The sequence below is a fragment of the Phycicoccus jejuensis genome, from assembly GCF_044797865.1.
In the GTDB taxonomy this organism is placed as follows: Bacteria; Actinomycetota; Actinomycetes; order Actinomycetales; family Dermatophilaceae; genus Phycicoccus; species Phycicoccus jejuensis.
In genome coordinates this window covers 1,767,287-1,779,964 of the sequence record NZ_CP085209.1, presented here as the reverse complement: position 1 = coordinate 1,779,964, position 12,678 = coordinate 1,767,287, and the positions used below count along the sequence as shown (strand labels likewise).

14 protein-coding genes are annotated in these 12,678 nt (G+C 74.5%); 4 read left to right on the top strand and 10 right to left on the bottom strand.

Annotation, left to right across the window (positions count from 1 at the left end; translation table 11 throughout):
* Positions 1-173 precede the first annotated feature (173 nt).
* Genes LG324_RS08335 through LG324_RS08300 form a run of 8 tightly spaced genes read right to left on the bottom strand, consistent with a single transcriptional unit; the run spans position 174 to position 5,147 of the window.
* On the bottom strand, positions 174-518 hold the full coding sequence (locus tag LG324_RS08335) for a hypothetical protein (protein ID WP_404352919.1): 345 nt from the start codon (positions 516-518) through the stop codon (positions 174-176).
* Positions 519-564: 46 nt separating this feature from the next.
* The gene (locus LG324_RS08330) at positions 565-1,029 is read right to left on the bottom strand and encodes a pilus assembly protein TadG-related protein (protein ID WP_404352918.1); all 465 of its coding nucleotides are present in this window, start codon (positions 1,027-1,029) and stop codon (positions 565-567) included.
* Entirely contained in the window at positions 1,026-1,451 is a 426-nt protein-coding gene (locus tag LG324_RS08325; RefSeq protein ID WP_404352917.1) for a TadE/TadG family type IV pilus assembly protein, read from the bottom strand. Before LG324_RS08325 ends, LG324_RS08330 begins: the two co-directional genes overlap by 4 nt.
* A gap of 50 nt (positions 1,452-1,501) precedes the next feature.
* A complete protein-coding gene (locus LG324_RS08320) occupies positions 1,502-1,888 on the bottom strand; it encodes a TadE family protein (RefSeq protein WP_030527559.1) in 387 nt (128 codons plus the stop codon).
* 11 nt (positions 1,889-1,899) lie between these two features.
* Complete coding sequence (locus tag LG324_RS08315) at positions 1,900-2,106, bottom strand: hypothetical protein (RefSeq protein WP_051750339.1); 207 nt, start codon at positions 2,104-2,106, stop codon at positions 1,900-1,902.
* Between the two features lie 19 nt (positions 2,107-2,125).
* Positions 2,126-3,055, bottom strand: coding sequence for a type II secretion system F family protein (locus LG324_RS08310; RefSeq protein WP_404352916.1), 930 nt, complete (start codon positions 3,053-3,055; stop codon positions 2,126-2,128).
* Positions 3,052-3,921 (bottom strand): type II secretion system F family protein, encoded by an 870-nt coding sequence (locus LG324_RS08305; protein WP_207022719.1) that lies wholly within the window; start codon positions 3,919-3,921, stop codon positions 3,052-3,054. The genes LG324_RS08310 and LG324_RS08305 overlap by 4 nt, the downstream gene beginning before the upstream one ends.
* Positions 3,918-5,147 carry a CpaF family protein gene (locus LG324_RS08300; protein ID WP_404352915.1) on the bottom strand — a complete coding sequence of 410 codons (1,230 nt, stop codon included), beginning with the start codon at positions 5,145-5,147 and terminating at the stop codon, positions 3,918-3,920. The genes LG324_RS08305 and LG324_RS08300 overlap by 4 nt, the downstream gene beginning before the upstream one ends.
* 148 nt (positions 5,148-5,295) lie before the next feature.
* Between LG324_RS08300 and LG324_RS08295 the strand changes: the two genes are divergently transcribed.
* From LG324_RS08295 to LG324_RS08285, 3 genes are all read left to right on the top strand, one after another.
* Positions 5,296-9,363, top strand: a complete 4,068-nt coding sequence (locus LG324_RS08295) for an FtsK/SpoIIIE domain-containing protein (protein WP_404352914.1) — start codon at positions 5,296-5,298, stop codon at positions 9,361-9,363.
* A 178-nt stretch (positions 9,364-9,541) separates the two neighbouring features.
* The gene (locus tag LG324_RS08290) at positions 9,542-9,760 is read left to right on the top strand and encodes a type II toxin-antitoxin system RelE/ParE family toxin (protein ID WP_404353132.1); all 219 of its coding nucleotides are present in this window, start codon (positions 9,542-9,544) and stop codon (positions 9,758-9,760) included.
* A gap of 16 nt (positions 9,761-9,776) precedes the next feature.
* On the top strand, positions 9,777-10,070 hold the full coding sequence (locus LG324_RS08285; RefSeq protein WP_030527566.1) for a HigA family addiction module antitoxin: 294 nt from the start codon (positions 9,777-9,779) through the stop codon (positions 10,068-10,070).
* A gap of 98 nt (positions 10,071-10,168) precedes the next feature.
* Here the strand turns inward: LG324_RS08285 and LG324_RS08280 are convergent, their stop codons facing one another.
* Positions 10,169-10,582 carry a hypothetical protein gene (locus LG324_RS08280; RefSeq protein WP_051750340.1) on the bottom strand — a complete coding sequence of 138 codons (414 nt, stop codon included), beginning with the start codon at positions 10,580-10,582 and terminating at the stop codon, positions 10,169-10,171.
* Positions 10,583-10,879: 297 nt separating this feature from the next.
* Here LG324_RS08280 and LG324_RS08275 point away from each other — a divergent pair, with 297 nt between their 5' ends.
* On the top strand, positions 10,880-11,128 hold the full coding sequence (locus LG324_RS08275) for a WhiB family transcriptional regulator (RefSeq protein ID WP_404352913.1): 249 nt from the start codon (positions 10,880-10,882) through the stop codon (positions 11,126-11,128).
* 48 nt (positions 11,129-11,176) lie between these two features.
* Here LG324_RS08275 and LG324_RS08270 read toward each other — a convergent pair whose 3' ends face one another.
* The gene (locus LG324_RS08270; RefSeq protein ID WP_404352912.1) at positions 11,177-12,658 is read right to left on the bottom strand and encodes a sensor histidine kinase; all 1,482 of its coding nucleotides are present in this window, start codon (positions 12,656-12,658) and stop codon (positions 11,177-11,179) included.
* Positions 12,659-12,678: the final 20 nt, after the last annotated feature.

Sequence of the window (12,678 nt, the reverse complement as noted above, 5' to 3'; positions counted from 1 at the left end):
CACCTCGACGGCGGGCAGCAGGGGCCCGCCGGTCGGCCGCTCGCAGGGTCCGGGGCACGGGCACGAAGGCGTTCGACGTGGTCCACCGCATCGGCGCGCAGGGGCGCCGGCGTCGTGGACGGGCGGGGTGGTCGGGAGCAGGGCCCGGCCGCCCCGCTGCGTCGCGCCCGGCGTCAGTCGAGCGGCAGCAGGTGGTGGCGGTCGCCCGCCTCGAGGTGGCCACGGACCGCGTCGCTGCTGCGGTCGGACAGGATGCTGCGCCGGCTGCGGCTGGACAGCAGGCTGCGGTCGCTGCGCTCGGAGATGGCCGAGAACATCGACATGCTCGAGAACGCCGACGCGAGGCTCATCGACGAGCCGAGGCTGAGCACCGAGGTGAAGCTCCCGATGCTCGCGATGCTGAGCACCGAGCCGATGCTGCCGACGGAGAGGACGCTGCCGCGCGAACCGACGGACAGGAAGCTGTCGGTGGAGCGGATGCACCATCGGCCGCGCAACCGGGCGGGGAGGTCTGGCACGGTCACGACGCTACGCCCGCCGGGCCGCCGGCGACAGGGTCCGCGGTCAGGGAGCGAGGAGGTCGGAGCGGGCGCGCGAGGTGACGTGCACGGTGATGCTCACGCCGAGCTCGCGCAGCACACCACCGACGAGCGGCAGCTCCGCCTCACCGCTGAGGTCGACGACGGCGGTGCGTCCGTCGGGGGTGCCGGTCGCGGGCCCGAGACGCCAGTCGAGGACGCCCGTCGGACGTTCGACCGAGCCGAGGTAGGCCGCAGCCCGCTCCCGCACCGAGGCGGTCGCGAGCGGCACGGACTCGCCGACGCCCTCCCGGTAGGCCCCCTCGTCGAGGGCCCCCGCCGCGGCGAGGGACGCGCCGTCCGCCGCGTCGAGCATCCGCACCCGCGCCAGGTGCGCCGAGGTCACCGCGACCGTGCCGGCGATGAGGGTCATCGCCACGACGACGAGCCCGAGGAGGTACACCGTGATGGTCCCGCGCTCGTCATGGACGACGGCGGCCCGCGCCGTCACGGCAGCACCCGGAAGCGGTCGACGGTCGAGACCTGCGAGGCCGTCACCGGGATGCTGAGCGGCAGGACGTCCTCGAGGAAGGCCGGCACGAGCGGGAGCGGCACGAGGACCGTCGCCGTCGTCTCGACACGGCCGTCGGGTCGCAGGCACGGAGAGCCGTCGCAGGCGATCGTCAGCGTCCCGGTGTCCTCGAACCGCTGGTCCAGGAAGGAGATCCGCGCTGCCGCCCGGGCCCGCCCGGTCGGGTCCTCCCCCGCGTCGGTCGTCACGTAGGCGCGACCGGCCTCGCGCGCGGCCTGGCTCACGGTGAAGGCCCCCGCCTGGACCCGCCCGAGGGCGAACACCAGGTAGACGAGTGGCAGGAGCAGGAGCACACCGAGCATGACGAACTCGACCACGGCGCTGCCGGACTCGCGACGCATCGCCCGCCCCTCGGGGCGTGGGCTCGCGGTCGCCACGCGACGCGGGCGGCTCACTGGTCCTCCCGGAAGGCACGGCCGACGACGTCGAGGCGGCCCTCCGGCCCGAGCAGGCCGAGCACCGGCAGCGGGGCCACCACCTCGACCTCCACGACGCGCACCCCCGAGACCGTGGACTCGCGTGCGCTCACCGACCGTGCGTACCGCGGGGAGAGCGAGGCACCGACGAGAGAGCGGGTGCGCAGGACGGCCTCTCCGGGAACGGCGTCGGCCCGCGCGCCGGCCCGGGCACCCTCCGACGCGCACGAGATCAGGACGTTGCGGACGTGGAGCACCAACCCGAGCTGAACCAGGGCGAGGAAGATCGTCGTGAGCAGCACGGACACCATCACGAAGTCGACGACGGCTGCTCCGCGCTCCGTCCGGCGGGACCCGCACACGGCGGCGACGGTCAGCCGGTCACCGAGGACAGCGCGCTGCGGAACAGGCTCACGAGCTGCTCCCGCGCGACCGCCCAGAGCACCGTGACGAGACCGGCGGTCATGAGGGTGATGAGCACCCAGCCGGGGACGTCACCGCGTTCAGCGCGGCGTTCGGCCCGGTTCAGCACCCGGAAGGCCACGCCGTGCAGGCGGGCGGCGAGGTGGGTCGTTCTCATGGTCGTCCTCTCTCATCGGTCAGATCGTGAAGCGGAAGAAGCTGTAGCCCGGGAACACGAGGAACAGCACGGTCACGGGCAGGATGAGGAACACGACGGGGACCATCATCGCGATCTCCTTCTTGCCCCCCGCCTCCATGAGCGCGCGGCGTCCCTCCTCCCGGACGTCCTGCGCCTGGGCCCGGAGCACCTCGGCGAGCGGCGTGCCGCGCTGGACCGCGACCACCACCCCGTCGACGAAACGCCGCAGGCTCGGTAGGCCGGTCCGGTCGGCCAGCCCCTGGAGCGCCGTCGGCAGGTTGGCTCCGGCGCGCGCGTCGGCCAAGCAGCGCCGGAGCTCGGCGGCGAGCTCCCCCTGCGAGAGGCGGCAGACCCGCTCGAGGGCGCCCACCGCTCCCTCGCCCGCCCCGACGGCGAGCGCGAGCAGCTCTGCGACGGTGGGAAACTCGGCGAGCATGCGGCGCTCTCGACGGACGGCGCGCACGGTCAGCAGGTAGTCGGCGCCGGTCACCCCCAGACCGAAACCGATCCCGGTGAGCAGCACGACGGTGAGCGACGAGCCACCACGCGCCAGCACGAGCAGCGTGCCCGTGGTCGCGGTGACGACCGCGGCCCCGATGCCCCACAGCACCTGTTCGGCCCGGAAGCTGTCGACGTCGGCGGTCCCGCCCGCCCTCAGCTGGCGGCTGCGGACCGAGGCCGCACCTCCCAGCACTCGCTCGACACCCCGGCCCAGGTCGCGGAGGACGGGAGCGGCGACCGAGGCCAGCACCCCACCAGTGACACGGTCGTCGAGAAGCCTCGACGGACGTGGGGTGTCGCGCAGGTAGGGCAGCACCCGGTCCGCGAGCCCACGGCGCCGGTTGCGCGGCAACCGGACCCAGACGAGCAGGAGCCCGATCCCGGCCAGGAGCCCGAGCAGCGCACCGGTGCGCGCGAGGTCGCTCATCGCAGGACCCGCTGGTCCTCGGGCAGCCGCCCGATGCGCATCATGACCCAGTAGGCCACCGCGGTCACCAGAGCACCGGCGGCGAGCACCCCCGCGCCGACGCTGGTCGCGTACGCCTGCACCGACTCGGGGCGCGTCGACATCATCGCGAGGACGGCCCAGGGGGCAGCCACCGCGAGCCGGGCCGCGTTGACCGTCCACGACTGCCGCGTCTCGAGCTCGGCCCGGGTCCGGGCGTCCTCGCGCAGGAAGGCGGAAAGCGTGCGCAGCAACCGACCGAGGTCGCTGCCGCCGACCTCGCGGGCGATGCGCAGGCTCTCGACGAGGCGGTCGCCGACGGGGTCGCTCAGCCGCTCCTTGAGTCGGTCGAGGCAGTCGGAGAAGCGCCCGGTCAGCCGGTAGTCCTCGGCGAAGCGCCGGAACGGCTCGCGCAGCTCCTCCGGACCGCGGTCACCGAGCTGGGCCAGGGCCTCGGGCAGGGCCATCCCGGCGCGGACGGCCGACACGATGTTGTCGACCGCCTCGGGCCAGAGGTCACGCAGGACCGCGCGGCGCCTGCGGGCGCGACGTCGGACCAGCACGAGAGGCAGCGCCCCGGCCATCGACGCGAAGCACACGGCGATCGGCAGCACCCCGACGACGAACCATCCGAGCGCCAAGACGAGGACGAACGCGACGACGCACGAGCCGAGGAGCGTCCGGACGCCGAGGCCACGGAACCCCGCCTGCACGACCTCGTCGCGCAGCACCTCGACCGGACCGGCGAGCCGGCCCCGGCGGCGTTCGCCGGGCTCGGGCACCCAGCAGCTCCACCAGACGAGGAAGGCACCGATGCCGAGGCCCAGCCCCGGGAGCAGCCCGTTCACGAGGTCCCTCGCGCCAGCAGCGCCGCGAGGTCGTGCCCCGCGCGCTCGAACCGGTCCTCGTGGGGCGGGAACCCGTCGGCCCGCACCAGGTCGCCCCCGCGACGCACGAAGAGCTCGGCGATCTCGACGACATCCTCCTCCGCACGGCCCGGCACCGCCACGATCTCGCGGACGGTGCGGCGCCCGTCCCGCTCGAGCGCGGCGTGCACGACGAGGTCGATGGACGACGCGACGGTCGGGACGACGAAGCGCGCCGAGACGTTCTCGCCGGCGAGCAACGGCAGCGTGCACATCTTGGTGACCGCCTCGCGCGCGCTGTTGGCGTGGATCGTGCACATGCCCGGGAGACCCGAGTTCAGCGCGATGAGCAGGTCGAGGCTCTCGGCCTGGCGCACCTCGCCGACGATGATCCGGGAGGGGCGCATGCGCAGCGCCTCCTTGACGAGCCGCCGCAGCGGGACCTCCCCCGTGCCCTCGAGCGACGGCTGGCGGCACTGCATCGCCGCGACGTCCCGGTGCGGGATGCGCAGCTCGAAGACCTCCTCGCAGGTGACGACGCGTTCGCGCGCGGGCACCGCGGACGCCAGGCAGTTGAGGAGGGTGGTCTTGCCGGCCTGCGTGCCGCCGGACACGAGGATGTTGAGACCGGCCGCGACGGCGGCCTCGAGGAAGCGGGCCGCCTGTCCGGTGAGGCTGCCGAGCCGGACGAGGTCGTCCATCGAGTCGGCCTTGACGACGAACTTGCGGACGTTGACGTACCAGTGCTCGCGGGTGATGTCGGGGATGACCACGTGCAGCCGGCTGCCGTCCGACAGGACGGCGTCGACGAAGGGCGAGCTGAGGTCGACACGACGCCCGGACGACTTCAGCATCCGCTCGACGAGGTCGCGGACCTCGTCGGCGGTGAGGAGCGTGGTCGTCAGCTCCGCGACGCCGTCGCGCGCGACGAACACTCGTGAGGGCTCGTTGACCCAGATCTCCTCCACGTGCGGGTCGTCGAAGTATTGCTGCAGCGGGCCGAACCCGACAACGCTGTCCCACACCGCTTTCGACGCGGCAGCCAGATCCGGGATGACGGCCATCCCGCCGTGCATGGACCGTTCGTCGTAGTCGCTGACGGCGTCCTGGACGAGACGACGCACGGCGGGCTCGTCACGGAGCGGGTCCAGGTTGGAGCGACGGAGCAGCTCGCGGACCTCCGTCTCCAGCGCACGCACGGCATCCATGTCCGGCCCGACCCCTTTCCCGTGGACCGCCCCCGGTCCGTGCTCTGGGGTACACCCAACACCGAGCGGGCCCGGAGCGCGACCCCCCGACCGGACACCTGTGGAAAACCCTGCGGCCGGGTCGGACGTCGCGTCTAGCGTCCCGGCCATGGAGCTCACCGCCACCGTCCACGTCCCTCGCCGCCACGAGGCGGTCGAGGTCGTGGTCGCGTGGAGCGGCGCCGCGACGGCGGGCGACCTCCAGCAGGCCCTGGCGGAGCACCTCGGCGTCGCCGTCCCCGGGCTTCTCCACGACGGCGAGCGGGTGCCCGTCTCCGATCATGTCGGCGCGCCACCGCTCCTGCACGGTGTCTCGCTCGTCGTCGCCGACACCCCGGAGGGTGCGGACCCTGCTGACGACGGTCGTTTTGCACGCGCGGCGTCGTCGGCGATGCTGCTGCTCACGACCGTGGGTGGGCCCGACGCCGGCCGCGCGGTGCCGTTGCGCCCTCCCGGCCTCAGCGTCGGGCGCTCCGAGCTCGCCGACCTGCGGCTCGCGGACCCCTCGCTGAGCCGCGTGCACTGCCGGGTCGACGCCGATCCCTCGGGTGTCCGCGTGCGGGACGACGGCTCGACCAACGGTGTGCGCGTGGACGGACGCCCCCTCGACGGTGACGCCGAGATCGACACCCGCTCGGAGGTCCGGGTGGGGACCACCACCCTGCGGCTGCGGCGGGCGCCGGCTCCCGGACCACCACGGCACCATCCCGGTGACGGGACGGCCCGGATACCGGTGGCCACCTCGTCCGCTGCCGAGCGGCCTGCCCCGACCCTCACGGCGCCGCGCACGCCCGCCCCGCCGTCCCGGGCGCGGCTCCCCTGGGTGGCGGCGCTGGCTCCGGTGCCGATCGTGGTCGGGCTGGCGTTCTTCATCGGCCCGCAGGTCCTCGCGTTCGCGCTGCTCGGTCCGGTCGTCCTCCTGAGCACGGGGGTCGGCGACCGGGTGGGGGGACGGCGGCGGCACCGCCGCGCCCTCGCCGAGCACGCGCAGGCGCTGGCCCGGCACCACGAGACGGTCACGGCCGCGACGGACGCGGAGCGGACCCTGCTCCTCGCGCACCATCCCGACGCGCACGAGGTGCTGACGACCGCGGTGCACGGCGGTCCGCGCCTGTGGTCGGGAGCGGCGACACCCGTCCTGCGCCTCGGCCTGGGCGCGGTGGACGCCGAGCTGACGGTGGTCGACCCCGAGGGCGCGGAGCACCACCCCCTCCTCGACGACGCGCCGGTCCTCCTCGACCTCGGCCGCGTCGGCGCGCTGCACGTCCAGGGCCCTGCCCTCGACGGCGCCGCCCTGCTCCGACACCTCGTGGGACAGGTCGTCGTCGCCCACGGCCCCGAGTCGGTCTCGCTGGAGCTCGTGCGCCCGGCGGACCCGGGGGGATGGCGTGTGCTGGACCTGCTCCCCCACCGTCACGGCTCCGGGCGCCGGCTGCTCGTCGTCCCCGACTCCGCCGTGCCGGACGCGGCGCCCCGGATCGCCGGCACGCTCGCCGACGAAGGGCTCTGCCTCTCCGCCGGGCCGGGGCCGTCCCCCACCGGCACCGCCGCCGTGCTGCGCCACGACGGCGGCGGGAGGTACACCCTCGTCGGCCCCGGAACCGCGGCCTCGCTGGTCGCGGACGGGACCTCCGAGGTGTGGCTCGACCGCCTCGTCCGCGCCCTGGCCCCCCTGCGCCAGGACGAGCCGGGGCGGGCCCTCCTGCCCACGGTGGCACGCGTCGGTGACCTGCTCGGGCTCGGCCGCAACCCGGACGTGGTGCTGCGCCGGTGGGCGACCGCGACGGCGCCGACCGCGACCGTGGGGGTCGACGCCGAGGGTTCGTGGAGCCTCGACCTGCACCGGGACGGTCCGCACGTCCTCGTCGGCGGCACGACCGGCTCCGGGAAGTCCGAGCTGCTGCGCACCCTCGTGACCGGCCTCGCCCTGGACTCCTCCCCCGACGACGTCACCCTGCTGCTCGTCGACTTCAAGGGTGGGGCGGCGTTCGGTCCGTGCGTCGACCTCCCCCACGTCGTCGGTCTGGTCACCGACCTCGACAGCCACCTCGTCGACCGGATGCTCGACTCCCTCGCCGCGGAGCTGCGCCGCCGCGAGCAGGTGCTCGCAGACCTCGGGGCCTCCGACATCGACGCCGCCCGGCGGCTGGCCGGCCACGACGCCGCACCGCTGCCCCGTCTTGTCGTCGTCGTCGACGAGGTGCGGGCGCTCGTCGACGCGCACCCCGACGCGGTCGGCTCCCTCGTCCGCCTGGCCGCGCAGGGTCGCTCGCTCGGCATCCACCTCGTCCTCGCGACGCAGCGCCCCACGGGGACGCTGGGGGCCGAGATCCAGGCGAACGTCACCCTGAGGATCGCCTTCCGCGTCCGCGACCGCGCCGACTCGTGCCTGGTCGTCGAGTCCGACGACGCCGCGCTGGTCCCTCCCGACCGGCCCGGCCGTGGCGTACGCCGGGGCGGCGACGGTGTCCTGCGCCCCTTCCAGGCGGCCCTCGTAGCACCCGCCGACACGCGCCGGCCCCAGGTCCGCGTCCGTGCCGCGGCCGGTGGCCGGACCGGTGAAGCGGCCCTGCGCCGGTCGGCGGCAGGTCCGCCGGGAGGGGACCCCGCGTCGGAGCGTGACGTCGAGGTCCGCGCGGTGGTCGACCTCGTCCGGCGGGCCGCGCATGCCCTGGGCTCGATGCCGCCACGCCGCCCGTGGGTGCCGCCGCTCCCCGCCGTCGCGCCCGTCGCCGAGCACCCGTCCGGCACGGTGGCCCTCGTCGACGAGCCCGACCACCAGCGACGCAGCACGTGGGCCTGGACCCCGGTGGCGCCGGCGTGGCGCGTCGTCGGCCCCTCGCGCAGCGGGCGGACGGCCACCCTGCGCGCGCTCGTCCTCGCAGCCGTGACTCATCACGGCGGGCCGCTGCAGATTCATGTCATCGCCCCGCCCGGTCTCGGCGACCTGGCGGCGCTGCCGCAAGTCGGCTCGGTGGTCGACCCGACGGACCCGGTGGGCGTCGACGCCCTGCTGTCCCGGCTGGAGCAGTCGACGAGCTCCGTCCCCGGCGCGACCACGCTGCTCGTCGTCGACGGGGTCGACCGGCTCGAGGACGATCCCGGGCCGGTGGCCTCCGGGCGCGATCGCGTGCTGCGCCTCGTGCGCGACACGGACGTGCACGCGCTCCTCGCCGGCGGACGGGACCTGCTGCGTCCGGCGTGGGCCGCTCTCGGCGGCGAGACCCTCCTCCTGGGGCGACCCGACGTCCTCGACGCGACCCTCCTCGGGTTCCCGCCGACGACGGCGGCGACGAGCGCCTCTCCTCCCGGCCGCGGGTGGCGGGCCCGGGACCAGCGCGAGGTCCAGGTGCTCCTCGTCGGACCCGACGACGTCGCCGCCGCGGCGGGTGGGTCCGACGCCACGACCCCACCGACCCCGCCCTGGACCTACCGGCCCCTGCCGGCCCGCGTCGACCGCGCGGATGTCCCCGTGGAGACGACAGCGCCACCGGACGACGCTCTCCTCCTCGGCCTCGCCGGGCCCCGGGCCACCGCCTTCTTCTGGCGTCCTGCGGAGCACGGGCGGCTGCTCCTCGTGACGGGGCGCTCCCGTTCCGGACGGAGCACCGCCCTGCAGGTGCTGGCTCGCTCGGGCGCCGGACGAGGCCGTCCGCTCGCGGTCGTCACGGGCCGACCGCCGGCGAGCCCCCTGCCACCCCGGGCGGTTCCGGAGGGGCCGCCGCCCCCGTGGCCGGTGCTCGGTCCCGACGACGCCGAGCCGCTCGTCGCCCTGAAACGGGCCCATCCGGACCTGCTGGTCCTCGTCGACGACGTCCACCTGCTCGACGACACGGGCGTGGGCCGCGTCCTCGACGAGATCGCCTCGCTCGTCGAGCGCGACGGCGGCGCACTCGTCATCTCGTCCCCCTCGCGCGTGCTCGCGGGCCGCCTGCGCGGGCTCGACGTCACCGTGGCCCGGCTGGGCTCGGCCGTGCTCCTCCAGCCGACCCTCGACGACGCCACCCTCGTCGGCATCCCGCGTGCGGCCGTCGCCCGCGCCACCGGAGGGCCGCCGGGGCGCGGCCTGTTCGTCGTCGACGGCGAGGCCACCCCCCTGCAGGTGCTCGACGACTCTCAGGAGGACACCAAGGCGCCGACCAGCGCCCTCGGCGGCCGGCCAACGGGCACAGCATGACGTCGATGTCCTCCGCCGTGCCGCCGGAGGAACACGCCGGCGGCCGCCTCGAGCGACCTCCGGATCCGCTGTTCGCGGGTGGCCGGCGCATAACGCGTGCCGTTATGCTCGTCCAGTGATCAGGTCGTTCGGGGACACCCCCACCGAACGGCTCTGGGCACGACAACACACCAGGACCGTGGATCCCCGCATCGAACGCACCGCCCTCCGCAAGCTCGTCATGCTCGATGCGGCCGAGGCCCTGGACGACCTCACGGTTCCACCCGGCAACCGGCTGGAAGCGCTCAAGGGCGACCGTACGGGTCAGCACAGCATCCGCATCAACCAGCAGTGGCGCATCTGCTTCGTGTGGACGCCGGCCGGTCCCGAAGACGTCCAGATCGTCGACGACCACTAGCCCGAAGGAGGCACCTCTGGTGACCATCGCGCCCATCCACCCGGGCGAGGTTCTCCTCGAGGAGTTCCTCGCACCCTTGGGAGTCACCCAGCACCGGCTGGCGGTCTCCATCGGCGTCCCCCCGCGGCGGATCAACGAGATCGTGCACGGCAAGCGCCGAATCACCGCGGACACCGCGCTCCGCCTGTCCCGCTACTTCGCCACCACCGACCGCTTCTGGCTCAACCTGCAGACCCGCTACGACCTCGAGATCGAGAAGGACCACCTCGGCGACGCGCTCGAGCTCATCCAGCCGCTCCGGAGCGCCTGATCCCGAGCGGTACCCGTCGGCTCAGCAGGCGGGCGGCCACCTCGTCGGTGATGGCGGCGGCCATCCGTCGAGTGGGTCGCCGTCCGCTTGGGACGCCGTCAGGCGGGGTCGTCGAACTCCACGTCCGGCACCCGCGCCAGCAGCGCCGCGCCGAGGGTGGCCAGGGCGAGGCCGAGGACGCCCCAGCCGAGGCCGGTGCGCCCGGCCTGGAGGATGCTCGCACCGACCGGCAGGAGCAGCAGGTCCCAGACGACGGTGGGGGTACGCGGCCAGCGACGCTCGCCGAGCCAGCCCTTGGCGAGCAGCCCGAGGCCGACCGCGCCGAGGAGGATGAGCAGGGCCGACATCACGACCCGGCCGGCGTCGCTGCCCTCCCCGATCGCCAGCTCGTAGACGTAGAACGCGGCGAACCCGAGCAGCGCGAGCGACTGCACGCCGCAGAGCGCGGCGGCGACGCGTCGGGGCCCGGGCGTGGGCGCCGGGGCCGCGTCGAAAGGCGGTTGCGGAGGCACCGCAGCAGCCTAGGCGAGCGCTACGCTCGGGCGTCGCGTGGTCCTACCCCACCCCTCGGGAACACGTGGCCCCCGTCCACCCGTTGAGTCGTGGTGAGCACCGACACCCGGAACGACCGGGGTATGCCCTAGCAACGATTGGGTACGTCACGGTAGAGTAACGCCACGGACGTCTGTGCGAAACACATCCGTCACCGGGCTGCAAGGGCGCATCCCACCACATGACGAACCCTGCAGCCCACCCCTCACTGCCGGTGCTCGACCGACTTCTGTGACCCCGACCAAGGAGCTCCATCCATGGATTGGCGCGACCGCGCTGCCTGCCTCGACGAGGACCCCGAGCTGTTCTTCCCGATCGGGAACACCGGCCCGGCGATCGCTCAGATCGAGGAGGCCAAGGCTGTCTGCAGCCGCTGCGAGGTCCTCGACACCTGCCTCAAGTGGGCGATCGAGTCCGGCCAGGACGCCGGCGTCTGGGGCGGCATGTCCGAGGACGAGCGCCGCGCCCTCAAGCGCCGGAACGCGCGCGCCCGCCGCGCCGGCTGACGACAGCCCCCACCAGCACCACCGCCTGCGCCCGCCCGGCGCCGCGAGTCAGCGGCCGCCGAGCGGGCGCAGCTTTGCGACGAACTCCACCTTCGTCCCGTGCGGCTGCGTGTTCTCCCAGCGGATGCGCCCGCGCAGGTCTTGGACGAACGAGGTGACGATCTTCGTGCCGAGCCCGGCCATCCCCGGCCGGAAGCCCGCGGGCAGGCCGGCGCCGTCGTCGGTCACCGACACGGTCAGCTCGTCGCCGCCGTCGGCCGGCCGACGGTCGACCTTGACGACGATCGACCCGTCGCGGTCCTCGAGCCCGTGCTCGATGGCGTTCTGGACGAGCTCGGAGATGACCATCGCCAACGCGGTTGCGTCCTCGGCGCGCACCCGCCCGAACGAGCCCTCGAATCGGCTGTCGACGTGGTGCTCGCGCACCGCGACCTCGACGACCGCGCGCAGGCCCCGCAGCGCGATCTCGTCGAACGACACGGTCTCGTCGAAGCCCGACGACAGCGTCTCGTGCACCGTCGCGATGACCGCCACCCGGCGCACCGCCTCGTTCAGGGCCGCCCGCGCGTCCTCCTGCGGCACCCGGCGGGCCTGGAGGCGCAGGAGCGCGGCCACCGTCTGGAGGTTGTTCTTGACCCGGTGGTGGATCTCGCGGATCGTCGCGTCCTTGGTCAGCAGCTCCTGCTCGCGCCGGCGCAGCTCCGAGACGTCGCGCAGGAGGATCATCGCGCCGGTCCGCACCCCGTTGAGGGTGAGCGGGATGGCGCGCATCGTCACCGTCGCGCTCGCCGTCTCGACCTCGGTGCGCCAGGACGCGCGGCCCATGACGACGACGGCCAGCGACTCGTCGACCGCCCGCTCCCCCGCCGCGACGAGGTCGGTGACGACCTTGGCGAGCGTCTCGCCCATCACGTCGCCGACGTGGCCCATCCGGTGCACGGCCGAGACCGCGTTGGGGCTGGCGTAGCGCACGACGCCGTCGGGGTCGAGGTGGATGACGCCGTCACCGACCCGCGGCGCGCCGCGGCGCAGCCCGGTCGGGGCCGACGGTGAGGGGAACTCGCCCGTCGCGACCATCCGCAGCATCGAGTCCGCGAGGTCGCGGTAGGTCAGCTCGAGGCGGCTGGGGGTGCGCCCGCCGGTGAGGTTGGTGTGCCGCGTGACAACCGCGATGACCCGCTCGCCGCAGAGCACCGGCACGGCGTCCTCGCGGATCGACATGTCCTCGCGGACCGTCGGCACGGGGGCGGCGACGATCCGGCGCTGGCGGGCGGCGTTGTCGAGCATCGCCGCCCGCTGGCGGGTCGAGCCGCGCCCGACGATGTCGTCGTAGAACACCATCGGGCCGGTGTTCGGGCGGACGTGCGCGACGGCCCGCCAGCCGTCGAGGCCGCCGCGCACCCAGAGGACGAGGTCGGCGAACGACAGGTCGGCGACGAGCTGCCAGTCCCCCGCGAGGAGGTGCAGCCACTCGGACTCCATCGGCTCGAGGTCCGACGTCGTCCGCAGCATCTCGGCGAGCGTGCTCACCCCGCCGAGCCTAGGTCACG

Bases quoted from the DNA above. Each gene is read 5' to 3' on its own strand.
- LG324_RS08325 (WP_404352917.1), bottom strand. From the start codon at position 1,451: ATGCGTCGCGAGTCCGGCAGCGCCGTGGTCGAGTTCGTCATGCTCGGT.
- LG324_RS08315 (WP_051750339.1), bottom strand. From the start codon at position 2,106: ATGAGAACGACCCACCTCGCCGCCCGCCTGCACGGCGTGGCCTTCCGG.
- LG324_RS08310 (WP_404352916.1), bottom strand. From the start codon at position 3,055: ATGAGCGACCTCGCGCGCACCGGTGCGCTGCTCGGGCTCCTGGCCGGG.
- LG324_RS08300 (WP_404352915.1), bottom strand. From the start codon at position 5,147: ATGGATGCCGTGCGTGCGCTGGAGACGGAGGTCCGCGAGCTGCTCCGT.
- LG324_RS08295 (WP_404352914.1), top strand. From the start codon at position 5,296: ATGGAGCTCACCGCCACCGTCCACGTCCCTCGCCGCCACGAGGCGGTC.
- LG324_RS08275 (WP_404352913.1), top strand. From the start codon at position 10,880: ATGGATTGGCGCGACCGCGCTGCCTGCCTCGACGAGGACCCCGAGCTG.